This is a genomic window from Desulfosarcina cetonica JCM 12296 (assembly GCF_001311845.1).
Taxonomy (GTDB): Bacteria; Desulfobacterota; Desulfobacteria; order Desulfobacterales; family Desulfosarcinaceae; genus Desulfosarcina; species Desulfosarcina cetonica.
In genome coordinates this window covers 24090-46530 of sequence record NZ_BBCC01000023.1, presented here as the reverse complement: position 1 = coordinate 46530, position 22441 = coordinate 24090, and the positions used below count along the sequence as shown (strand labels likewise).

Sequence of the window (22441 nt, the reverse complement as noted above, 5' to 3'; positions counted from 1 at the left end):
AAACAGGGGACGAACGGAAATGAGAAAAGGGGACAGCAATATCTTACTTTGGACCATTTTGATCGTCGGCCTCGTGTTTATGGGGAGCGTTTCGATCACCGTGGCCGCCGACGATCCCGAGGCCCGCGCCATCATGCAACGGGTAGATGCCCGGGATGACGGTGACAACCAAACCGCTGACATGCAGATGGTCCTGATCGATAGAAGCGGCGGGGAGCGACTCCGTAAACTCGCCACCTTCACCAAAGACAAGGGACCGAACACCCTGCGACTGATGTTTTTCTTGCAGCCGGCCGACGTCAAGGACACCGCCTTTCTGACCATTGATTATGACGATCCCGCGCACGACGACGATCAGTGGCTTTATCTGCCGGCCCTTAAAAAAACCAAACGCATCGCCACCACGGATAAAAGCGGCAGTTTATGGGATCGGACCTGAACTATAGCGATCTGACCGACCGGGAACTGGAAGACTGGGATTATCACTTTTATGAAAAGGGGCGTGAGCAGACCTTCGACGGCGTGAAAACCTGGGCCATCTGGGCCACGCCGCGTTCGAAAAAGGTGGTGAAGGAAACCGGCTACGAAAAGGAGTTGCTGTTTGTCCGCCAGGACAACGATTTCATCGTCCGTTCCATCCACTGGGTCGAAAACAGTGCCGACCTCAAATACATGCTGGTCGACCGATTGGAGCGGATCGAAGGCATCTGGGTGGCCACACAGCTGCGGGTCACCCGCAAGAAGGGCAAGCAGACCGTTCACAAAACGATTTTGACGCTGGACAGGGTCCGCTTCAACCAAAACCTCGACAAAGCGATGTTCTCCGTCCGCAAGATGGAGAAGGGGCTGTAGGCCAAAAGATGGTCTGTTGGTGCCGATGGGAGGGGGGCGGCATAAGGCGGTGCTGCCTGCTGGCGGTGCTGTACCTTTTCTCAGGCATTGCCGGCGATCCGGCCTGGGCACAGGACGACCTTCTCGGTGGATTCGACGCGCCGGTCAGGGGTTATGACGAGCTTTTGAATGGCTTCGAAGATGCGGGATCGGCCATGGATCCCGAGACAACGGCCGAAGGGCCGGATGTCGATACGGTGGATCCATTGGTGTGTCTTGGCGGCCATCTCAAGGCCGCGGCTTCAATCAATTTCGCCCATGATTCACCAGACGTGGGAGAGACCGACTGGCGTGGTCTCTCCCGCCTGAAAGCGCAGCTGTTGCTTGAGCTTAACGTCAAGCCGGTAGCCGACTGGCGGGCATTTGCCAGTGGTGCGGCGGATTACGATTTCGCCTACGGGATCAATGGCCGCAGCCAGTATGCCGACGCGGTGCTGGACGATGATGAGCGTGAGGTGGAACTGCGTGAAGCCTACCTGCAGGGACGCCTTTCCAAACAATTGGACGTGAAGGTGGGACGTCAGATCGTGGTCTGGGGAACATCGGATAACATCCGTGTCGTGGATGTCATCAACCCACTGGACCTGAGGGAACCGGGAGTGACCGACATCGAGGATCTGCGGTTGCCGGTCACCCTGACCCGGCTCGATTATTACTGGGGCGATTTCAGCTTGACGGGGATCGCCATCCATGAGGTGCGCTTCAATAAGAACCCGCCCGACGGGTCGGATTTTTCTCCGTCGGCAACCCCACCACCGGTGGAAAATGATCCTGACAGCGATGTGGCCAACACCCAGTTTGCCGTTGCTCTGAACGGAATTTTTTCCGGCTGGGATTTAGGGTTCTACGCCGCCGATATCTACGATGAAAATGCCCATTTTAAAAGATCGGTATCCGGATCAACCGTACTGGAAAGCACCCATGCGCGCATAAAAATGGTGGGTGGCTCCGCCAATCTAGCCTGGGGCAATTGGCTGATCAAGGGGGAGTTCGCCTGGCTGGATGGGCTCGAATTCACCCATTTGCCGCACAACACCTACTGCCGTCTGGACGTGATGGCCGGCCTGGAATACGCCGGCTTCGACGATACCCAGCTCACCCTGGAAATCGTCGACCGGCATTTGTTCGATCACGATGATGCGCTGAAACAAGACCCGGATGGCTGCAATGCCGATCAGATCCAGTGGGTGGCCCGGATGGACAAGGATTTTCTGCACGATACCCTGACCTCACCGTTCTGATATCGGTTTATGGGGAAGCTTTTCAGGATGGCGCCTATCAGCGTCTTTCGACCGAATACGAAATCGCCGACGCGTTTACGGTCAATGGCGGCATCGTCTTTTATCAGTCGGGCCATCTGCCCGCGTTCAAGGATATCAGTGATAACGATAGGTTGTTTCTTGAACTCAAGTACAGTTTCTAAGTTTTGACGGATTCGTAACAAGCCCGTCGGGATAGCGACTTTTTATGCGTGCATCAATTTTTGCCGATTCTTGTTGATTCTTATTGATCTTTTTCAAGAAGAAGTCCATAAAGAGCAGTTTTGTGTAGACATCAACATTTGGGTAAAGTTGCGATTTAGCGGCCGTCCGTGCAACATGCTGGACGGTCTTGTTTTTTTAAGGCTGGCGGAAAGAAATAATTCCCCCAGATCGCGCCGGATTTGTGGTCGTCTACAAGGCGCCGCCACCGGTGCATATCGAGAATATGTGCCTGTGGCGGTAACGCGGTAGACGGGCACAAAGACAAGCAGGATGGTGGAATTATTTTTTTCCGCCAGCCTAAGGACGATAAAAAGATGACCTTCGATGCGCTGGGGTTACATCCCCATCTGTTAAAAGCCATTCACGCGTTGGGATTTGAAACCCCTACACCCATCCAGCAAACCGCCATTCCCAGACTTTTGGAAGGCCGGTCTGACCTGGTGGGCCTGGCCCAGACCGGAACCGGCAAGACGGCCGCGTTCGGGCTGCCGATGCTGCAGTTGATCAATCCAAACAAGGCCGCGGCGCAAGGCGTGGTGATCTGCCCGACCCGTGAACTATGCCTGCAAATCACGGCGGATTTGACGCGCTTTGCACGCCATCTGAAGCAAATGGAAATCGTGGCGGTCTATGGCGGGGCCGGCATGGCGGATCAGATCCGACGAATCAAGCGTGGGGCGCAGCTCCTTGTGGCGACCCCCGGCCGGTTGCTCGATCTGATGCACCGCGGCGTTGTATCCACCGCACACGTTCAATTTGTGGTCCTGGACGAGGCGGATGAGATGTTCAGCATGGGATTCCAAGAGGATATCGACGAAATTCTCAAGCGTACACCTGGCACCCGGCGGACCTGGCTTTTTTCCGCCACGATGCCGGCAGCGGCCGAGCGAATCGCAAAGACCTATATGAAAGACCCCATCGAAGTGTCCACGGGACGACGCAACATGGGGGCTGAGAATATCGGACATATTTATTATGTGATCAAGGAAGCGGACAGATATGCTGCCTTGAAGCGGTTGATCGATATCGAGCCCGACATCTACGGACTTATTTTTTGCCGTACTCGGGCGGAAACCCGAAATGTGGCGGAAAAACTCTCCCAAGAGGGTTACCCTGCCGAGGCGCTGCACGGCGATCTGTCCCAGGAGCAGCGCAGCCGGGTCATGCGGGGCTACCGGGACCGCGCCTTGCGGATTCTGGTGGCCACCGATGTGGCCGCCAGGGGCATCGATGTGGAAGACATCTCCCATGTGATCCACTACAATCTTCCCGATGAAACCGAACGCTATACCCACCGCAGTGGTCGCACCGCCCGGGCCGGAAAATCAGGCCTTTCCCTGATGTTGGTCAATTCCCGTGAAGTAAGACGATTGCCTGAGCTGGAGCGGCTGTCGGGCGTGCGATTTGAAAGGGGAGAAATTCCCCAGGGACGGGATATCTGCGAGAAACAGCTTTTGACAATCGTTCAAAAGATGGCCGATGTTGAGGTCAAACACGGCGATATGGCCGCTTATCTTCCGCTGGCGCAGAAGGCGCTTTCAAGTCTGAGCAAGGAAGAGTTGATCCAGCGTTTTGTCTCGGTGGAATTCAATCGTTTCTTGAAGGACTACCACGACAGCCAGGATTTGAATGTTCGCTCCGTTAAACGGGAAAAAAGGGCGGGCGCGTTTACCGATAACGCGGAAAGGGACGTTCGGCGCTTTTTCATCAATATCGGCCGGCTGGACAAGATCAACGAAGGTGCCATTGTCCGATGGGTCTGCGACAAGACCGGCATCCGGTCAAAAACAATCGGCCAGATCCATCTGAAACGGGAATTTTCCTTTTTTGAAGTGGATACGCGGGTGGCCGACAAGGTTCTATCTGGCCTGAGAAATGCCAAACTGGACAATCGCAGCGTCACCATAAAACCGGTGGACAATTCCCCCTCAGAAGGCAGGCGATCCGTTGCAAAACCAATATCAAAAAAATATTCATCCCGGACAAACCGTCGACATTGTGCTAAAAAAAGACCAGCGAACCGGCACGCTGACCCGCGGCGTGGTTAAGCACCTGTTGACCAAATCGCCGTACCATCCATGGCATCAAAGTGCGCTTGGTGGACGGGCAGGTGGGCCGCGTCAAGCAGATTGTCGACACGTAGGCGCGATTCTATGATTGGGTGCCTCATTGCCCACCAAATGGCGGCGGGTGATCTTGACGACCGGAACCGGTTTGTTGCTTGGTATCAAGCGCTAACACATCATCTCCTTCACCGCTTGCCCCAGTACATGAATGGTCACCGGCTTTTTCAAATACTTGGCGGCGCCAGCCTTGAGTGTCTGTTTGACATCTTCGGTTTCTGAAAAACCGCTTAAAATAATCGCTTTCTGGTCAGGCTGGATTTCTTTTACGCGCTGGTAGGTTTCCCGTCCGTTAATCCCGGGATCCATGATCATATCCAGAAGTAATAAATCGACCCCGCCACGTTTCCTGATATAGTCAACGGCCCCTTCACCACATGAAACCGAATCCGTCATGTAGCCGAGCTTGTTCAGCATCAAACAGGTGATTTCCCGCTGGTTTTTGACATCGTCAACCACCAGAATCCGTTCGCCTTGACCCAAAAAGTGCGCCAATGAAAGATGGTTTGTCATTTCCGCAGACATCTCGCGAGTGGTGCGGCAATAAATGTCAAAGCGTGTACCCTGTTTATTGCTGGTGACGTCGATGTGGCAATCGTGATCCTGGACGACATTCCAAACCAGGGTCAGGCCCAAACCGGTGCCGCTTCGGCCCATGACCTTCTTGGTGTAGAAGGGTTCGAAAATCCGATCAAGACCGTCCTGGTCGATTCCCGGGCCGTTGTCCTCAACCGTCAAAACCACATATTCGCCTTCGGGAATGGTGCTATACCCATTCACGGCCCGGTCAAGGTACCGGTTGGCGGTTGAAACGACCACCTTCCCTTCGTCTTGGATCGCCTCCGCAGCGTTGGACACCAGGTTCATCACCGCTTTGCCGAAATGCAACGAAGACCCTTTAATGTTTTGGAGTTGGGCATCAAGCTGTGTTTCAACCTTGACCCGGGGATGAAACATGAGCAGTTTTTTGTGCTCCGGAGAGCTCACGTAGTTCGTTATGACGCGGTTTAGGTTGATCACCTTTTTTCAATGGCCGCCCCCCGGGCGATGGTCAGCAGCTCATTGACAATGGCCGTGGCCCGCGTGCCAGAATCCTGTATCGTGAGGAGCGGTTTTTTGAGCTTGCTGTCCTCGGGCAGGTCCATCAGGATCAACTCCGGGTAGCTGACAATTCCCGAAAGCACATTGTTTAAATCATGGGCAACACCACCGGCAAGCAATCCCAGGGATTCCATTTTTTTCAGTCGGGCAACCTTTTCCTCACTCTCCTTGAGTTCTTTCTCCTTGCGAATTTGTTCCGTGATGTCCCTTAAAACGGCCAGAAAAGCGGTCCCGGATTTATACGCAATGGTATTGGCCCTGATTTCGATAACCGATTCGAAGTCATCTTCCTTGCCGACATTGAGTACGATCGAATTTCCCTGATCCCTGGAATGGACCAACGAATCGTAAAAACGTAAAAGTTTTTCCTTTTCGGAATTGCCAAGAAGCGTCGAAAAATCCTCGATGGTCCAACCTTTTACCGACTGGCCGACCAGGGAGCGACAGGCCGGATTTTCAAAAACGGTGATTCCGTCCTGCAGCACGAGGATGCCGTCGTTAACGAATTCGGTAACGATGCGGTATTTATCTTCGGACAACATTTCATAGAATCTGCTGCTAACAATCCAAAGAACGATAATCGCGAAGAGCAGAAAACCGTATTCCATAAGATATTGAAATGTTATCACACCGAGTGCCGCCATGCCGTCATGGATGCCAAGCACCGTCCAAAGGATGATGCCCAAAAGAAAAGGGCCTTTATGGTGGTCGTTGGGGTCCCTGTGCCTTACCCATATGAAAATGGCAACCCAACATGCCAGGAAACCATACAGCACGAAGAATGACCCCATTGGACCCAGGTCCGGTTCAATGAAGGGTTGGGAGAGGCCAATGAAGTTGCGGGTGACAAATTGGTCGGAGATAAAAATGTCGGTACGCCAAATCATGGCGATCAGGATAAGATGAAAAATGCCTGCGATTTGGTGATAGTGTTTTCCATCGATTTTAAAATAGGTAAACGTGAAGCCGTATAAAATATGAATCAGGAAAAGAATGGCCGTCCATTCAAGGCGACCCGCCCATTGATTGATGGGTCCTGGGGGCGCATTGTATTCGAAAAATATTCCGATGGCATAGAGCATGGCGGAAAAAGAGATGCCGACACTCCAACCATAAAGTGCGAATCTGGTTTTTTTGAGGATAAAGATGAGTTGCGCGATCACCATGATCAGCGCTGTCACTGCAACTGATAATGAACCGGCCGATTGCAATACGATTTTTCCGACGGTCACGTCCACACTCTCTGCCGTTTTCAGTCAGAACCCAATGCGATCATCAACGCAACACAGTTTGCTATCTCTTTTTTAAATGCTTTCGAGAAACAATTACAACCTTTAAAAGGTTGTAACCTTGTTCCAATAGATTTGTATCTGTCTAATATTGAAAGTAATAACTGATATCCAATGAATCGTTACCGCGACTTCACCAGGTTGACCCTCGGCCAGGCGCCCCATGGGCTGGTATCCACCCGTAGACGACAGCCATAGGCCGGACAGAGAACCCGCTCGTCGATTACCGCACGGGGAGGTCCACAGGCGGCGATCCGGCCTTCGACCAAAAGCAGGATACGGTCGGCATACATGGCCGCCAGGTTGATGTCGTGGGAGACCATCACCACCGTGGTGTCCTGGGTTCTGCTTAGGCTGACAAGCAATTCCATGACCCGCACTTGGTGGGCCAGATCCAGTGCCGCCGTGGGTTCGTCCAGCAGGATCAGGTCCGGTTGCTGGCAGATGGCCCGGGCGATCTGCGCCCGTTGGCGTTCTCCGCCGGAGAGATGACTGACCGGACGCGTCGCCAGGTGAGAAAGCCCGGTGAATTCGATGGCCTGGCTGGCGATGGCGATATCGGCCTGGCCTTCGATACCCAGCACGCCCAGATAGGGTGCCCGCCCCATGAGGACCAGTTCTCTTACGGTAAACGGACAGTCATCGGCGATCGTTTGGGCCACGTAGGCCAGTTGGCGCGACAGTTGTCTCTGCTTGATCCGTTCCAACGGGTGACCGGAGAGGAGAATTTCTCCCCTTGAAGGGGGCAGCAGGCCGGCCAATACTTTTAACAGGGTCGTTTTTCCGGTCCCATTGGGACCGATGATCACGAAGACGTCGCCTGGCTCCACGCTGAAGGTCAGATCTCGCAGCACCGGGGTGTTCGGGTAGGCGCAGTGCATCCCGTGAACGTGGATGGTTGGGCTCATCGTTTGGACCGCCTGAGGAGAATGATGAACAGCGGGGCGCCGATCATGGCCGTGATCACGCCGCCGGGCATTTCCCCCTGCGCGGGCAGGACGCGGGCCAAAAGATCGCACACCACCATGTAGGCGCCACCGCCGAGGATACAGCCGGGGGCCAGCACCCGATGATCCGGACCGACGATCAGCCGCAACAGGTGGGGAATCACCAGCCCGACAAAACCGATCAGCCCGCACTGGCTGACCGTGGCGCTGACCATCAGCGAAGTGGTGACCAGCAGCACGAGGGTCACCCGCCTGACGGGCACGCCCATGGACGCGGCCAGGTCACTGCCCACCTGCAGCAGGTTCATGCGGTTGGAATAGAGGAAGATGACAGCGAAGCAGGGCAGCAATACGGCCGCCAGCATCCCCACATGTCGGATTTGCGACGCCGAAAGGTCACCCATGAGCCAGAAGATAATTTTGTGCAGGCGGGCGTCCTGGGTGATGGAGAGCAGAAACATGATCACCGCGGTGCAGAAGGCATTGATCATGACGCCGGAGAGCAGCAGGGCGTCTTTGACCAGGATGGCACGGCCCGATGAGATGATCAGGATCAGCAGCAAGGTGGCCAGGCTGCCGAGAAATGCCGTAATGCCCACGCCGGGGATACGGGACAGACCCAGAAGAATACCGATGATGGCACCGATCGCCGCACCGCCGGAAATGCCCAGGATGTAAGGCTCGGCCAGGGGGTTTTTCAAAAGCGCCTGGAAAACGAGACCGCCCAGGGAAAGCGCGGCACCCACCAGTGCGGCCAAAAGCACCCGTGGCAGGCGGATCCGCCAGATGATGGCCGACTGCATGGCATCGCCGCCGTCCTGGAAAAGTGACGACCAGACCGTTTTCAGGGCGCTGCCCGACGACCCCATGGAAATCCCGGCCAGGATGGCGCCCAGAAGAAAAAGGAGCAGGACCGCGCAGACCAGTGCAATTTTCATCGGAAGGCTGCCGGAATGGCGGGTCATGGCTGCGCCTTGGGGGAAGGAGGCTTGAAGCCGTCGGGGTGGATCAGGCTGGCCAGGAGCTCAAGGCCGTCCACCAGCCGCGGGGTGGGGCGGTCGAGGACATTGGAATCGACCAGATAAATGCGTTTGTTTTTCACCGCGGGCAATCCCTCCCACTGCTGCCATTCTCGTTTGACGGCCTCGAATACCGTTTGTCTGGCCATGGAGGTGATGATGATCACCTCCGGCCGCAGGTCGATTACCATTCTTTGGAGAAACGGGGGTAGGGGATCGGTCCCCGGGCCAGGTTGGTCCCGCCGGCAAGGGTGATCAGTTCGTGGATGAAGGTGGGCGTGCCCGCCGAAACGATCGGCGATATGCCGATCTGGAAAAAGACGCCGGGTCGCCGATCGGTGCCGGCCACCTGCCGTTTCACCGCATCGATGCGTCGCTGCATTCCGCTGACAATTTCGCTGGCCCGTTGGCGCGCATCCAGTATCCGGCCCAGCTCCAGCAGGGTTCCCATGACCGACCCGAGATCGCGCGGATCCACGGCGTAGACCGGGATGCCGACGGATTCCAGTTTGCTGACCACGGAGACGGGATTGCCGTCCTTAATGGCGATGCACAGGTCGGGACGCAGGGCGACAATCTTTTCCACGTCCAGGTGGACGTAGGAACCGACTTTGGGCAGGCGTGCGGCTTGCGCCGGAAAATCGCTGAACTGGGTCACCCCCACCAGCCTATCGGACAGGCCGAGGGAGAAGAGGATTTCGGTGATGCTGGGGGCCAGTGCGACGATCCGTCGGGCATGCTCCGGCAGACCGACCTTTTGTTCCGGCGGATCGGCAACGGTTCCGGCCGCCAGCCAGGATGGCAAAAGCAGCGTCAGCAGCAGTGTCATCAACCACCGGCCGGCCCACCGGATAGATCCCTGGACGTGCCGGGTCGCCGGTCGGTATGGCAGTGGACAAACGCGCGGATTCTCCATGGGACATTCCGAATCAATCGAGACAGTCTCGTAAACTGTCGTTTTTCGGACGGCGTCGTAAAACGTTCAAGATCGAGGCTTGCGAATCCCGAGGAATGAGGCGTACTTTTGCGTACGCCGCAGTGACGAGGGATGAAGCGTAACGAAGATATTGGACGTTTTACGACGCCGTCAATAAAAAAAGCCCTGCCCGAAAACGGAACCAAGGCAGGGCAACACGTCTGTCTGTCGCCGGGTTGAATCAGCCTCGACCGCGAAGGCACATGGGATTCTGTCATCCTTCGAGGTTTCCTGGCTTGTGGATCATCCTACCGGCCGCCCCTTCCCGCCCCATCGAATCAGGCCGTGGGCTCCTCGCGGCTTTCGTCTTCACTCACAGTGGCGGGTCCGCAGCGGATTCGCACCGCTTTCCCTCGTCAAACGCCCCCAGGGATGAATCCGCCTGGATGGCAACCGGATGAACGCTTTATCTTTTGGCGTCAATAAACCCAAAAGCCGGTTTGATGTCAATGGGTTTTCGGTTTTCCCAAAAAGGGATCCGGTACGACATGAAGTCTGTTGCGTGTATCGGCGGGGATCTCGTTGCGAAAACACACACGGTAATTTAACTTGTTGATCTAGCTCCGCTTGAGTGATTGAAAGCAGCGCTCGAGGCATCGATCCCGCGCAGGTGGAGATCCCGTTGCGGAAAGGCGATTTCGATTTCTTCCTCCCTGAATTTTTGATCGATTTCCTGGTGAATCTCCGATTGGGCCATCAACCTGTTTTCGGCATCATACACCCAAACGCGGAGTTCAAATTCGAGTGCACTTTCTCCGAAATGCAGAAAAAGCGCGATCGGTTCCGGTACCGGAGCCACCCATGGGTTGTTTTTACCGCAGGCCGTGAGAAGATCAATGACCTTGGCAACGTTTGAACCATAGGCAACCCCCACCGGGACATCAATCCGTGCGCGGCGATTACTTAGCGTCCAATTGGTGACCTCATTGTTGACCAGATTCGCATTCGGAATGACCAGATCCGATCCACTGAAAGTGGTAACGGTCGTGGATCGAAGGCCGATTCTTCCGATGACCGCCCATTGTCCGTCGATTTCGACCATATCGTGCACCCGTACCGGCCGCTCAAAGAGCAAGATGATTCCGCTGACAAAGTTGTTCACAATGCCCTGGAGTCCGAAACCGATCCCCACACCAAGGGCGCTCAACAGGATCGTAAGCTTTGTGAAATCCAGGCCAAGCACCGATAACGTGAATAAAATACCCATAAACACAATGAGATAATGGACCAATCGTTCGATCGCATGCCGAACGCCAATTTCCACCTGGCGCGTCGAAAGCAATTGGGTCAATACCGTTTGTTGTAATACCCAGGACACGAAAAACGTGACATATAAAATGGCTGAGGCGGTAATCACCAGGCCGAGGCTGATCCGCTGGGAACCCATTTCAACCCCCAATGAGAGATATCCTTTAATCGCCAATCCGAAACTATCGTATACTTTCCAGATGACAAGAATGGTCGGGATGAAGAAAAACCCCCATAAGATGATGTCGACAACGATCGTGGTCTGGCGGATGATCCGGTTCGTACGCTTAAACAATCCTTCGGCGCCTCGAAAGAACGAGGCACTCAATACCCATTCCACGGTTCCGCGAATCAAGTGTCTGAAAATCGCATAGGAAATCAGGACCCCGACCGTGGTTATAAATGATATGAGAAGATAAAGCGCCAATTTGGTCCTGCCGATCAGTTCGGCAACGATGATAAAGGACAGGAACAGCGCGAACAATCGAAATGAACGAGAGTAAGAAGACAGCTTTCTCTGGTCACTTTTTCGCGCGCAGTAAATACAAAAAGCCACGCCGACAATCGCGGTTGAAGAGAGATACAGGCGAAGAAGCGGAAGCGGCAGGTGGATCACCTGCATGAATTGCGTGACGATAATAACACTGACCAAACCGTAAACAAACTGGGTGCCTTCTGGTGATTTGCTTACGCTTCCCACGAGACGGCACATGGATGCCAGGCTGACCGTAAACAGGAACAGGCGCCACACATCTGAATTTCCAACTGTTTCGTATAACGCCAAGGTTGCCATGCATCCTGCAAACAACGCCACCGACAACGGCCGGGAGGAGACGAATTGCCGGTAGCTTTCCGTTTTGGCCGTTTCACGGTTCCGCCAGATGGCGGCAAAGAGGATAATCGAAAAAAGCGCATGCAGAACCAGGATCCATCCCATTCGAGCAAAAAAACGGCTGTTGGGCCAGTCGATCGAATCCATCCCTGCTTTCAGTTCATGCCATAATGCGCCATTGAATTGACCGAAAAAGCGGGGCGAGAGCAACGGGAAAGACCTGCCGGCCAGCCCCATCCGGCGTCTATTCATGATCTGGCTGGCGATCTCGTCTTGCATGGTGAAGAGTGTTGTCTCTATCCGACCGGCATTCTCCTGCATCTTCAGCATCGTCTTGAGCTGCTGAAGAATGTGATGGAGAGCCCTGTCGATCGTCTCGTCCGTTTTGATGAAAACCGGTTGAAGTTGATCGAACACGCCCTCCTGCATGATGGCCGACCGCCATTCATGCCAATGCGTCTTCTCGGTGGACCATTCTTTTCTTAACATTCCAAATTGACGGATATTATTTTTCAGTGGGCTGCCGATGCCCGCCAACCGATCTTTTTCTATCTCAACGGCCTCTCTGATGGACACGAGTTTTTTCAGCTTATTGATTTCCCACGCTTTCACCTGAACCAATTGATCCGCTAAGCGCCGCAGGCGCTCTTCTATGGCAACCAGTTTGATTTCGAATTCAGAAGCGTCAAGAGACAGATTGTCAATCCGTTTTTCCAGCGTCTCAAAACGGCCCGACAGTTGGGCCGCCATGGGGATGATATCTGACAGGCCCGGCAACGGTCCGGAATTTATCTCTTCGTCAATGGACACGTCATTTTCCCGGGATCGGGCATGGGCCATGGGGGCCGTCTCTATACAGAAGATCCAAAACACGGCCATCAAGACCATCACCATGGGTACCGTTTTTTCTCTTATTCGCATTGTCGGTTAGCCAACGGTCACTTTATTCCGGCCGGTGTTTTTCGACCGGTACAAGGCTTTATCCGCCCGATTGATAAAGTCCATTGCATCTTCCCCCCGCCGATATTGCGTGACACCGAAAGAAAGTGTTATTTTATCAATCTTTTCTCCGGTGTTGCGTTTCTTGAAATCCATGAGTTCAAATGCGAGCCGCATATCATTGGCCAGTTTCGCGGCCCCTTCGATGGGCGTATCGGCCAACAGGATGGCAAACTCCTCACCCCCAAAGCGTGCCACGGTATCCCGACCTTTTACGGATTCCTTAATGGTGGCCGCCACCATTTTGAGAACATTGTCTCCAACCAGGTGGCCGTGGGTGTCATTGACCCTTTTAAAATGATCGATGTCGGCAAGAATCAGGCAAACAGCGGTTTCCGTCGTGTTCGATCCAACAATGACCTCAAGAAGTTTTTTTTCAAATGCCCGGCGATTGTCCACCTGGGTCAACGGATCTTTATGTGCTTGCTCGTGGTATCGGGACAGCTTCCTGTTCAGGTCTGTTATTTTTTGGTCGGCCTGTTTCAGTTGTGCCTGGAATGCACCGTTGGCGGACTTGAGCAGGCCGATTTCTGCCTTTATATCCTTGATGATCGTTCCCAGTTCCGTTTCCGACAGATTCTGGTCTATATATGCGTGGATGGCATTCAGGTTTTGACTCGCCCCGTCAAACTGATGGTCGGCAGATGCGATGGCGGATACGATTTCGGCAAGCACCGCTTTCAGTTGTTTGGAAACCAGCGACGTAATATTCTGCTCCTTCGTCGCAATATGCTGGTTGAACATCTGCAGGATCACATCGTCGGACAAGAGTCCCCTCTCCTCGACGTGCCTATCGATGTCCCGCTTGAGCGTTTCGTTGTCTCCCACTGCATATGCATACCAGACGTGGTAGTTTACAGGATCGGGAGAAAGTCCATGCTTGCCGATCATCTCAAGTGCGATTCGTAAATATTGTTTTGATTCAAACTGGTTTTTCATGGGGACAACTCCGATTGCCGCGTGTTCTTTTTCAAAGACAGAAACGCCATGACACGCTGTTCCAAGTAGGGATAGAACGGATTCCAGCGCAGCCGCAGGACCTCGTTGGCGGGTATCCAGATCAGGCCCCTTTCACCACGCGGCGTGATGTTGCCCAAAGAGATTCCCGGATTGACCGCGGAAACCGAATTCCCGTAATAGGGATCGTCTTCCGGAAACGACAACGCGATATGGGATAGGGAATAGACATCCTCGGGCCAACGCCAGGGAAGGAGAAGCGGCGGAGCAAGGCGCTTACCGTCTTCATAAGCGGTCACGGCCACGCGTCTGCTCCGCGGGTTCTCATTGGTCACCAGGCTGAGGCGGTATTTTGTACCCGTAGGCGCCATCAGCGCCTGCATCCTTTTTAACGGGTCGTTGATCAACAGACTGCCGACACCGGCATGGCGATTGATGTCGAAGAAGACCAATTCATTGCCCGCGTTGGTCAAATAATTGTACAGGCCGGTAAATAGGGCCGGTGTCGACACCGTCGCATCCACCACCGATTGAAAGGTCAATACCGGCGGGAAGCGCACCAAGCTGCCGTTTGCAGAGGCCCTTTTCAGCCGTTTTTGAAGCGCGGTGGTCAGGCGAAACACCTGGGCGCCCGCATTGATGGCAAATGAATTGTACTTGAAGCTGTTGTATTCCGGCTGGATGCTGTTCCACAAGAGCGCATCGACCCCCAGCCAGCGACCGATGCGATCCTGCCAGACCGCCAGGGCGGCCATGCGGGTCACCCCGATCGCAGGAGAAATTAGAACGATCCTTTCAACCGCGGGCAACTGATCGTTTCCATCGATCTGCGCCATCGCGTATTCCACGGCGAGGGCGCCGCCGGTGGAATACCCGATGATAAAAAGCGGTTTGTCGCCCAATTGCTCACGCAAGTGCCGCATGGCGAGGCGGACCGCCGCGGCCATATCTTCCCAGGTTACCCGGATCAGACCGGAGGGAAGCGTACCATGGCCGGGCAGGCGCAGCCCCAACACCCATGCGTTGTTTTCGTTTAGCTGTTGCCCCAAGGCCCTTAAACTGTATGGGGCGTCGGACATGCCATGCAACAGCAAGACACCCGCAACCGGCTCCACTGCCGCGAACTCAAAGGTCCGGTTCCAGTTGCGATCCCACCGGCCGGGATCGGTCAAACTGCCGCGATGGTAACGACTGAGGGACATCTGTTCGGCGGATGGCAACCGATCCACGATTCCTTGCTCAAGCTGCCGAAAAAGCCGATCTTCAATGGCCAGGTAGCCGTTCATGTCCGACACCGCTGAGTCGGCGCTGAACTCGGCATCCAGGTGCACCGCATGCCAGGGCTGGAGATCCGGTCGATTTCCCAGATGGACCACCGCCACCAGGATCATCGTGCTCAATCCCCCCAACAGCGCCCATAGAGCCGCGAAAAAGACGCGCTTCATCATGGGGGCGCCTCCGGGCGTGCCGTCCGTCCCACGAGCGTCGGTCCTTAACCAGCGCAGGCACGGCAAGGTAGCCATCCTTGATCCCTCAATGACCGTCTCTGATCATGGGGCATCGGAAAGTGATCCGGCGACAACGATTGTATCGATGTCACGTCAGTCAATACCGTCGGCATCTTCCCTGGCGAAACCAGGCGGCAGGACATGCCAGTGATCGGGTTGCTGGCCTTTTGCGAAACCCAGGTCAAAAAGCGATTGCATGTAATTGAGGTCGAACATCTCATTGGGCTTCTCGGAAAAATCAGAGGGAATGAATTCGAGATGGTAAGCCATATCGTTGTTCCGGGCGATGAGAAAGAGCTTATACAAATCGCCAAGCCCCTGGTTTTTGATCAGCGTTTGAATGGATCGCGCGGAAATCGAGAAAATGTCACGGTCGATTACCTTGCGTTGGTGCACCAGGTTTCCGTTGAGAAGGATATAGAGATGCTGGCTACCGGAAAACCCGAGTTCTTTGATGAATTTATGCCACTGGAGCGCCGCCGGGAACAGGAACACCTGCCGGGTGACGCCACCGTCCACATGCATCTCCTGGTATCGCCTGCCGCCGGCTCATAATCGATCATCACCGGCGGGAAAATCCCCGGGATGGAGGCCGATGCGAGAATGATGTCCTGAATCAACTCAAGGGCATGCGGTGCGCCGCTGGCGGCGATGCGGCCGATGTTCCAGATCACCGGTCGGCCGGCATCGAGGTTGGTGGTGCCGATGAACAGCAGCCGCCCCTTGTTGTGCTCCCTGGCGATGGCCTTCATCAGCGGTTTGTCGATATATTTGCCAAGAAGATGCTTCATCCCCGTAACATCGGCCGCCGATTCTCCGATCAGGATGCCAAGGATCGAACGGAACGAAAGTGCATCCTCAGTCCGATATCGGGTGTAAATCTCACGTAGCGTGGCATCATACTCTGACCCGAGGAAGGCAAACGGAGCGATAATGGCGCCCGTACTGATACCGGTCACGATAGTAAACACAGGACGCTGGCCGGTTAGCGACCATCCGTTGAGAATTCCCGCGCCGAATGCGCCATTGGGGCCGCCTCCGGACAGGGCCAGATAATACAGCGGCTTTTTCAGCACCATTTCACCATGGTTGGCCACCATCGCTTCGATCTTCTTCAACGATGCGCTTTTGTGCGTGTCGAGTCGCAGCCCGGATTGATCGCCCCAGATGTAGGCTTGATCGATACCGGGGATGCGCGCCGAGACCGCCGAAGCGTCCGGAAGTGCATTCCGGTCCGGTGTCGCGCACCCGCTCAACTGAAAACCGGCCAAAACGACGATGATCATTGCCGACCACCGTTTGATATTGAGAAATGCCGGGAAAGCCGTTTTCTCGCCGCTGATGAATGTCGATATCCCTCTCATTGAACAGATTTTAACACCTCCAGATAACGCACGATGGTTTCATGGCTGGTTAGTATGCTCGCATGCCCCTCGTTGAAGCCATAGATCCCCGCGGCATCGTCTTGCGCCCGGTAGTCCAACAGACTTTTCAGCTCGATGGTTTCGTCGTTGTTTTCCATGAACAGACTGCAATTTCCCTTGTAGCTGAAAAGTAGATAAAAAGGGATATCCGGGGAAAGGGATCGGCTGTAAATCGTACGGATGAATTCGCTGCCCGGCGCCAAATCATGCCAGCAGGGAATGGCCGTAGGCGCCTTTTCGGCGCCTTTTCCCGCCATCCGAACCCCGCCCCAGGGTGTTGACATGGAAACAAACAGCTTCACGTAGGACGGCGCAAGGTGGGTGGGGGTGGGCAGGATCGCCGCCCTGGAAACGAGCCCTCCCATGCTGTGGGCGGTGATATAAAGGCGATCGAACCGGTATTGATCATGCAACGTTTGAATCAACCCATGCAGGATTTCAGCGGCGACATCCAGACGGATACCGGATGGATAATAGTAAAACCACGGTTGATATCGTTTTTTGTCCAGTTGGTCGACAATATCCTGCCATCCTGCGGGAGTACCGGTGGCACCATGGACAAAAAGGACCGGAATCCGCTTCGGATCAAATGGCTCTGTAAAATAAATGCCGACACCGAACTGCTTGATGAAGGCCAGCGGCTTCCAATAACCGATGCTTCCATTGGCTTCATCGAAAAGGCCATCATTGAGTTTTTTGATCACACCGAGCTTGAAAACAGGCATTTGCTCGATCGCAAGGTCGCTCAGCTTGTCCAGGTCATCGATGAAGGTTTGCTTCGGGGAAAGTTGGATGTCCAGATTCTGGCGGGCTCTTTTGACCTTCCCCGCTGTATTTGCTTCAACGGGTGTGATTCGAATCGGATCGCTGAATTCCCCCGCATATTCTCCCGGGTCATGATCGAAGTTTTCATTGCTGTCCTCGAAGGCCTTTAAATGGTAGACGCCCGGTTTCACCAAAAAAGAAAAATGTCCCGAATCCTCTGGAAACACGCAGCTTATCGGACTTCGGCGGCCGTCCGCTTCCTCTGAATACAAAATAACAATAACCTTGCCCTGCTGCTCTTCGTTGAGATTGAGAATCTTTCCCACAAGGGCGTATGAGGCATCGTATTCGGCCAGATCATTTTTTAAATCCCGAAAAAAGCAGCCACAAAGCAGGCTGATCATGATGATTGCCATTACCATCGAAAATAACAGGCCAACATGGGGTCTCATCGTGGGGTTCTCTCCTTGCGCGGTTGATTCTATCAATATCGAAAGAAAATGATTACTGCCTGATCCGGTGCGAATCGTCAGGACTGACGATCCGGCGAAGACGATCGCCGACGGTTATGGCGCTGCCGAGGCTTGCACGGTTGATCTTTCCGTCTCGATTCCGCAGCTCCGCAACGATTTCAGCCCCTTGGCACGGATAGGAACCATCCGTTCGCAACTTGTCTTTCTCTTTTTCATTGGAAAGTCTCCTTTCTTCCTCTTGAAATGGCCACCGCGACCCATCGACGATCGCCATCGATTCCGGTTCAAGCGTCATTTCCCGCTGAACAGGTTGGGGAGCACGAAATTCGCCTGGAATCTGAAGCGCCATCCTTCGGGTCCGGTCTCGGGGGCCTCCAGCCAGTAGCCGACACCGGCCTGCAAGCTCACCGGCAACTTGCCCCAATAGACCAGCTTGGAAACGGCGGCATTGACCGGCACCGACCAGTCTTCCGTTTCCCAGTTGTAGGTGCTTTCGCATTGAACCGACAGGGTCCATGCGTTCGACCAGGTGTGGGACACGAAGGGTTGGATGAGGGTGTTGCTGATGTCCGATCGGTCGCTGTCGCCGGCAAAGGACCAGACATGATTGGCCAGCAGGCCCATGGTCCACGGCCCCCGCATGGTCAACAGCACCGCGGCGGGCCCCGCGCCCCACTTCTCTCCGCCAAGCAGCGAATCCGTTGCCGTCGGCAGGAGCAGAATCGGGCCGACACCCCATAGCAGGCCGTTGGCCGTGGGTTTCTTCGGTGAAAGAAAGAGGCTCAGGCTGGTATCCCCCAGGCCGAACTGAGACCCTTCACCCGGAAAGATGTCATCCTGCTGGATCACAGGCACAATTGTCCGTGAAATCAGGTTCCAGCGTTCATTCAGATGAAACGGAATCACCGGTTGGATGTTGATCTGCCACCTTTCGCCCGCATCGGCGGGACCGATGTCCTGGTCGTAGTTGACCTGGATCGGAATCGTCATCAGATCGGCCAGGGGATTGGTCAGCTCCTGGGCGAGATCGGCCTCCGCATCCGTTGCCGCCGCATCAATGGTCCAAACCGGAACCAAGGGAATAAAAAGCGCCATTAACGCCAAAACGGAAATGATCGCCATCCGTTTTCTTCTCATCGTTAAGCCTCCGCAAATTTTTTTTGAGATTGGATATGACCGTTGTCAATCGATCGCGTTTGCATGCCACTGAGCCGGTGGTCAGAACTGAAAGGGCTGCCCGACCATCATCTGGATTTTGAATCCCTCCTCGGATGAGGCCGCATCGATGCGGGCAACGATTCCCTTGGCCCAGGCCCGTATGCCAAGGCCGAGGCTCCATTTCATGTCCCGGTGCAGTTCGCCCAGGTTCCAGGAGGGTGCCACCCGTCCCAGTTCACAAAACGGCACCAGCTGGATCCATTGGATGCCCAGATGCCGCTGCAGCCACGCGGACCGGGAAAACGGATTCCAGCGGGGAATCAGTCGCCACTCCAACCCGTAGTAGACGGCGGCCTTGTCGCTGAACCGCTGGGAGGGATAACCGCGCAATTTCCACATGCCGCCGAGGGTCGCGCCGGTGTAGGCCGGCGGGCGGTTATCGATACTGCCATCGGCCTGCACCTCCCATGACGGGGAGTAGGCGGTCCAGAAGTTGACGCCGATCACCTGTTGCCGCAGATAGCGGGTGGCACCCAAGGGGATATAGGCGTCAAGCTCGCCATCCACATTGGTCCATGATCCGGAGCTGTCCAGTCCGCCGAAATCCCTGGAGACCTTGGTCCGCACCGAGAAGCCGCGGGACGGGTTGGGAACGAAATCACGGTTGTCCCAGAACAGGCCGAGATTGACGCCGTTGGTCCTGACTTCTTCCTCAAAACGGTCGCCCGCGATGGATTGAGACCGATAGAACGGTCTTAATTCCAGATAGGACTTGCCGCTTTTCAGCGGATTCAACGAAAAGGGGTACGCCTTGGTCTGCATCGGCATTCCCCGATCGATACGGCACACATCCACAACGCTCTCACAGCCGCGTCCGATGGGCAGCAGGTACTTGAAGGTCAGGCGTAAGTAGTTGTCCCATCCGTCGCCGGTGATGAAATCGGATTCGTCGGAATCGTTGCCGCCGGCCCTGGAATCCGCATACTCAAGGTTGCCGTCGATGTATAAATCGTTCTCCTTGAAATAGCCGACCGATACCACCGGATCCAGGAAGAGGCGTTCCGACCAGGGGAGCCGCAAATCCCGGCCGATCAAGAACCCCATGGCCGACCCCTTGGTGCCGGCCATCACCGTCGCCAACAACGAGGATTGCCGCTGTGGAAATCCGACGGTACCGTAAACATAGCCCACGGCGGTACCGAAGTTCTCATTGTAGAAGGCATAGGGCAGGCTCAGCGACTGCGCCGATACCTGCCCGTCCGGTCCGGCGAGGATTTCCAATGACGCTGCAACAGGTGGAAATCCCACGAGCAGGACCAGGCATAAGACGCCTCTGACGGCAATGGCGCGCATCAACGGAACGGCGGACGGCATCAGAAACGAACCATCATACCAGCCAGGGCGACAGTCACTTCCGTATCGTAGAAATCGATATTGGCATCGGTCATCCAGTATGTCCCCATGGCGAACACGCTGAAATCGTTAAACCCGAAAGGCTCCCAGCCGAACGGGTTCTTGTAGTAGACCTGAACGTCCGCACCAAAGCGATCGTCTTCCCGGGTTCTGCCGTAAATGGGGTTGGTTCGGTCATAATCGGCCGCGCCGATGCGTCCATTGACGACCAGGGTAAGCGGATCATTGAAAAAGAGGTAGGTCAGCTGGAAATCGAGCCCCTCGTTGCTCATGGCATCACCGTCCCGGTCGTTCACGAAATAGGTGATGCTGGGAATCAACACATGCCGCTGCTGAAAGGTGAACCGATAGTTCAAATCCAGCCAATGGTCGGTTCCGTCGCGGCGCAGCAGGTCCCGCTGGGCACGTGATAATCCCAGTGCCCTGCCGCTGGCTTCATCGTCGATCTCGATATTGCGGAAGGTATACCGCAGCTCGAATTTCGAACCCAGAATGCGGTCGAACACCAACCGGGCGCCGGCGGAGTCGCGATCCGTTTCCTGGCGGGGGCTGTCGGTCACGTAGGGATCCTTCCACACCTCGGTGGGAATGCCCGAGAACAGGAAGCCGGCCATGATGATGCTCTTGTCGGGCAATTCCTGCTTGATCGCCAACTGCTGACCCAACTGCAGCTGGGCGATGTCTTCGAGTTGGGACCCCAGGGTGAACTGGGTCCGTGTGGCGGAAAGGGTGTAGGCCAACTCGAAATTGAGCATCCCCATTCCCGTCGTATCTGAATCGGGCTCATCGGTCAGGCTGTCGATTCTTTCAGTACCCACATCCATGAAGTTATTCCCGGCAACCATGTTGCTCTTGTACTTGAGGATGCCGGCACCGGCGCGCACGAAACCGCTGAACCCGGATTCCTGGGGAATCGGATCCAACGCATGTGCGCTGCCGGAAAGAAGCAGGATTGCGACCGCCATTAATATGAACTTGCGTACCATCTTGGTTTCCTTTCTCTCTTGATTCATGATTATGTCGGTTTTTTTTTCTCGAGAAACCGATAGATTTCCAGCGAACCCGTTCCGTTTCGGCGCAACGGTCATTTCCCCCGTCATCAATAAATACGAATCTCGCGAATAAACGCTGAAGACCGGCCGGCGCTGCCGCTTTTTTGGTGTCCAGCGCCAGGGCAATCCCCGATATGGCAGGGTCGTCGTCGCCCTCCTTATCGAAATAGGAACGGTACGCGGCCAATAGGTCAAAGCGCGTCGTAATCACCTGGCCGATAGCGGGGCGGTCGCCACAAACATACCGGCCACTCTTTTTGAAATAAGATCCCACATACGGATGCGTCACACGGTCGTCACCGTGACAGAGGAAAAGGGCGACGAAGTAGGGACAGTCGGGAATGAACAGGGCACCGCTGGGTTGGCGCTCGTCGCCAAGAAAAAAAATCACCATGATGGCTTCGTTGCGAATCCCCTGCTCATAGGAGGCGCCTTCGGGAAAGGTGTTGACCCCCCAATCGATTTCCACGCTGCTGAATGTGGGGACGTTCACGGTTTCGTTTGTCAGGATGCCGAAAGCAGGCCGTTTGGCTTCGATAATGAGACGGTCATCGGCCACCTCCAGATCGATATAGTTACGGCGCTTGGCATCTTGCTCGAACTGAAAGCCCTTTCCGAGCAGCCAGTCTTCCTCGGATCCTGACGCGTAATCGTTGAAACGGACGATGTGCACCGGCCGGGTGGTATCGGCACCGGCCGGAACCGCCAGCAAAAAGACCAGTATAACGAAAAATACTTTTCTCATGGCTTCACACTGTTTCACTGTATCTTCGGGTTCTCTT

The 22441-nt window shown here is 55.0% G+C and carries 22 protein-coding genes, 1 pseudogene and 1 riboswitch; of the genes and pseudogenes, 6 read left to right on the top strand and 17 right to left on the bottom strand.

The annotated features are described in order from the left end of the window. Positions 1–19: 19 nt before the first annotated feature. From JCM12296_RS50295 to JCM12296_RS50290, 4 genes and pseudogenes are all read left to right on the top strand, one after another. Positions 20–852: pseudogene (locus tag JCM12296_RS50295) on the top strand (outer membrane lipoprotein-sorting protein). An 8-nt stretch (positions 853–860) separates the two neighbouring features. Further along, complete coding sequence (locus JCM12296_RS07745; RefSeq protein WP_157067446.1) at positions 861–2132, top strand: DUF1302 domain-containing protein; 1272 nt, start codon at positions 861–863, stop codon at positions 2130–2132. A 557-nt stretch (positions 2133–2689) separates the two neighbouring features. Continuing rightward, positions 2690–4423 carry a DEAD/DEAH box helicase gene (locus tag JCM12296_RS07740; RefSeq protein WP_083455943.1) on the top strand — a complete coding sequence of 578 codons (1734 nt, stop codon included), beginning with the start codon at positions 2690–2692 and terminating at the stop codon, positions 4421–4423. After that, entirely contained in the window at positions 4374–4532 is a 159-nt protein-coding gene (locus JCM12296_RS50290) for a DUF2196 domain-containing protein (RefSeq protein WP_479690856.1), read from the top strand. The genes JCM12296_RS07740 and JCM12296_RS50290 overlap by 50 nt, the downstream gene beginning before the upstream one ends. Positions 4533–4609: 77 nt before the next feature. On the opposite strand, the gene JCM12296_RS07735 is transcribed toward JCM12296_RS50290, so the two are convergent. Beyond that, complete coding sequence (locus tag JCM12296_RS07735) at positions 4610–5518, bottom strand: response regulator (protein ID WP_054691377.1); 909 nt, start codon at positions 5516–5518, stop codon at positions 4610–4612. After that, a complete protein-coding gene (locus JCM12296_RS39700) occupies positions 5515–6141 on the bottom strand; it encodes a histidine kinase dimerization/phospho-acceptor domain-containing protein (protein ID WP_172683809.1) in 627 nt (208 codons plus the stop codon). Before JCM12296_RS39700 ends, JCM12296_RS07735 begins: the two co-directional genes overlap by 4 nt. 276 nt (positions 6142–6417) lie before the next feature. Between JCM12296_RS39700 and JCM12296_RS39695 the strand changes: the two genes are divergently transcribed. Continuing rightward, entirely contained in the window at positions 6418–6573 is a 156-nt protein-coding gene (locus JCM12296_RS39695) for a hypothetical protein (RefSeq protein ID WP_172683808.1), read from the top strand. Between the two features lie 3 nt (positions 6574–6576). After that, positions 6577–6789, top strand: coding sequence for a hypothetical protein (locus JCM12296_RS39690; RefSeq protein WP_172683807.1), 213 nt, complete (start codon positions 6577–6579; stop codon positions 6787–6789). A gap of 221 nt (positions 6790–7010) precedes the next feature. Here JCM12296_RS39690 and JCM12296_RS07725 read toward each other — a convergent pair whose 3' ends face one another. From JCM12296_RS07725 to JCM12296_RS43780, 15 genes are all read right to left on the bottom strand, one after another. Further along, complete coding sequence (locus tag JCM12296_RS07725) at positions 7011–7796, bottom strand: ABC transporter ATP-binding protein (RefSeq protein ID WP_054691375.1); 786 nt, start codon at positions 7794–7796, stop codon at positions 7011–7013. Then, positions 7793–8800 (bottom strand): FecCD family ABC transporter permease, encoded by a 1008-nt coding sequence (locus JCM12296_RS07720; protein ID WP_054691374.1) that lies wholly within the window; start codon positions 8798–8800, stop codon positions 7793–7795. The genes JCM12296_RS07725 and JCM12296_RS07720 overlap by 4 nt, the downstream gene beginning before the upstream one ends. Then, positions 8797–9045 carry an ABC transporter substrate-binding protein gene (locus tag JCM12296_RS41520; RefSeq protein WP_218188006.1) on the bottom strand — a complete coding sequence of 83 codons (249 nt, stop codon included), beginning with the start codon at positions 9043–9045 and terminating at the stop codon, positions 8797–8799. Before JCM12296_RS41520 ends, JCM12296_RS07720 begins: the two co-directional genes overlap by 4 nt. Continuing rightward, positions 9039–9683: an ABC transporter substrate-binding protein gene (locus JCM12296_RS07715; protein WP_218188005.1), complete on the bottom strand. Its 645-nt coding sequence runs from the start codon at positions 9681–9683 to the stop codon at positions 9039–9041. The genes JCM12296_RS41520 and JCM12296_RS07715 overlap by 7 nt, the downstream gene beginning before the upstream one ends. A 350-nt stretch (positions 9684–10033) precedes the next feature. After that, positions 10034–10232: riboswitch (cobalamin riboswitch) on the bottom strand. Positions 10233–10374: 142 nt separating this feature from the next. Beyond that, entirely contained in the window at positions 10375–12720 is a 2346-nt protein-coding gene (locus JCM12296_RS41515) for a mechanosensitive ion channel family protein (RefSeq protein WP_213182060.1), read from the bottom strand. Between the two features lie 117 nt (positions 12721–12837). Next, positions 12838–13848: a GGDEF domain-containing protein gene (locus JCM12296_RS07705; protein WP_054691372.1), complete on the bottom strand. Its 1011-nt coding sequence runs from the start codon at positions 13846–13848 to the stop codon at positions 12838–12840. After that, positions 13845–15314, bottom strand: a complete 1470-nt coding sequence (locus JCM12296_RS07700) for an alpha/beta hydrolase (RefSeq protein WP_054691371.1) — start codon at positions 15312–15314, stop codon at positions 13845–13847. Before JCM12296_RS07700 ends, JCM12296_RS07705 begins: the two co-directional genes overlap by 4 nt. A 153-nt stretch (positions 15315–15467) precedes the next feature. Next, positions 15468–15770: a hypothetical protein gene (locus tag JCM12296_RS07695; RefSeq protein WP_054691370.1), complete on the bottom strand. Its 303-nt coding sequence runs from the start codon at positions 15768–15770 to the stop codon at positions 15468–15470. Further along, the gene (locus tag JCM12296_RS07690) at positions 15752–16738 is read right to left on the bottom strand and encodes a patatin-like phospholipase family protein (RefSeq protein WP_054691369.1); all 987 of its coding nucleotides are present in this window, start codon (positions 16736–16738) and stop codon (positions 15752–15754) included. The genes JCM12296_RS07695 and JCM12296_RS07690 overlap by 19 nt, the downstream gene beginning before the upstream one ends. Continuing rightward, complete coding sequence (locus JCM12296_RS07685; RefSeq protein ID WP_172683806.1) at positions 16735–17967, bottom strand: esterase/lipase family protein; 1233 nt, start codon at positions 17965–17967, stop codon at positions 16735–16737. The genes JCM12296_RS07690 and JCM12296_RS07685 overlap by 4 nt, the downstream gene beginning before the upstream one ends. A gap of 100 nt (positions 17968–18067) precedes the next feature. Further along, positions 18068–18331, bottom strand: coding sequence for a hypothetical protein (locus JCM12296_RS07680; protein ID WP_054691367.1), 264 nt, complete (start codon positions 18329–18331; stop codon positions 18068–18070). After that, complete coding sequence (locus tag JCM12296_RS07675) at positions 18328–19173, bottom strand: hypothetical protein (protein ID WP_054691366.1); 846 nt, start codon at positions 19171–19173, stop codon at positions 18328–18330. Before JCM12296_RS07675 ends, JCM12296_RS07680 begins: the two co-directional genes overlap by 4 nt. Positions 19174–19254: 81 nt before the next feature. Then, positions 19255–20568, bottom strand: a complete 1314-nt coding sequence (locus JCM12296_RS07670; protein ID WP_054691365.1) for a BamA/TamA family outer membrane protein — start codon at positions 20566–20568, stop codon at positions 19255–19257. After that, complete coding sequence (locus JCM12296_RS07665) at positions 20568–21452, bottom strand: DUF2860 family protein (protein WP_246804061.1); 885 nt, start codon at positions 21450–21452, stop codon at positions 20568–20570. Before JCM12296_RS07665 ends, JCM12296_RS07670 begins: the two co-directional genes overlap by 1 nt. Beyond that, entirely contained in the window at positions 21436–22404 is a 969-nt protein-coding gene (locus tag JCM12296_RS43780; protein ID WP_054691363.1) for a hypothetical protein, read from the bottom strand. Before JCM12296_RS43780 ends, JCM12296_RS07665 begins: the two co-directional genes overlap by 17 nt. Positions 22405–22441: the final 37 nt, after the last annotated feature.

Excerpts from the sequence above, each read along its gene's own strand:
- JCM12296_RS07685 (WP_172683806.1), bottom strand. The coding sequence starts at position 17,967 with ATGATCAGCCTGCTTTGTGGCTGCTTTTTTCGGGATTTAAAAAATGAT.
- JCM12296_RS39700 (WP_172683809.1), bottom strand. The coding sequence starts at position 6,141 with ATGTTGTCCGAAGATAAATACCGCATCGTTACCGAATTCGTTAACGAC.
- JCM12296_RS07720 (WP_054691374.1), bottom strand. The coding sequence starts at position 8,800 with ATGACCCGCCATTCCGGCAGCCTTCCGATGAAAATTGCACTGGTCTGC.
- JCM12296_RS07705 (WP_054691372.1), bottom strand. The coding sequence starts at position 13,848 with ATGAAAAACCAGTTTGAATCAAAACAATATTTACGAATCGCACTTGAG.
- JCM12296_RS07725 (WP_054691375.1), bottom strand. The coding sequence starts at position 7,796 with ATGAGCCCAACCATCCACGTTCACGGGATGCACTGCGCCTACCCGAAC.
- JCM12296_RS07690 (WP_054691369.1), bottom strand. The coding sequence starts at position 16,738 with ATGAGAGGGATATCGACATTCATCAGCGGCGAGAAAACGGCTTTCCCG.
- JCM12296_RS07680 (WP_054691367.1), bottom strand. The coding sequence starts at position 18,331 with ATGACGCTTGAACCGGAATCGATGGCGATCGTCGATGGGTCGCGGTGG.
- JCM12296_RS41520 (WP_218188006.1), bottom strand. The coding sequence starts at position 9,045 with ATGGTAATCGACCTGCGGCCGGAGGTGATCATCATCACCTCCATGGCC.
- JCM12296_RS07675 (WP_054691366.1), bottom strand. The coding sequence starts at position 19,173 with ATGAGAAGAAAACGGATGGCGATCATTTCCGTTTTGGCGTTAATGGCG.
- JCM12296_RS07740 (WP_083455943.1), top strand. The coding sequence starts at position 2,690 with ATGACCTTCGATGCGCTGGGGTTACATCCCCATCTGTTAAAAGCCATT.
- JCM12296_RS39690 (WP_172683807.1), top strand. The coding sequence starts at position 6,577 with ATGAATCAGGAAAAGAATGGCCGTCCATTCAAGGCGACCCGCCCATTG.
- JCM12296_RS07745 (WP_157067446.1), top strand. The coding sequence starts at position 861 with ATGGTCTGTTGGTGCCGATGGGAGGGGGGCGGCATAAGGCGGTGCTGC.
- JCM12296_RS07670 (WP_054691365.1), bottom strand. The coding sequence starts at position 20,568 with ATGCCGTCCGCCGTTCCGTTGATGCGCGCCATTGCCGTCAGAGGCGTC.
- JCM12296_RS07665 (WP_246804061.1), bottom strand. The coding sequence starts at position 21,452 with ATGGTTGCCGGGAATAACTTCATGGATGTGGGTACTGAAAGAATCGAC.
- JCM12296_RS07715 (WP_218188005.1), bottom strand. The coding sequence starts at position 9,683 with ATGACACTGCTGCTGACGCTGCTTTTGCCATCCTGGCTGGCGGCCGGA.
- JCM12296_RS07700 (WP_054691371.1), bottom strand. The coding sequence starts at position 15,314 with ATGATGAAGCGCGTCTTTTTCGCGGCTCTATGGGCGCTGTTGGGGGGA.
- JCM12296_RS43780 (WP_054691363.1), bottom strand. The coding sequence starts at position 22,404 with ATGAGAAAAGTATTTTTCGTTATACTGGTCTTTTTGCTGGCGGTTCCG.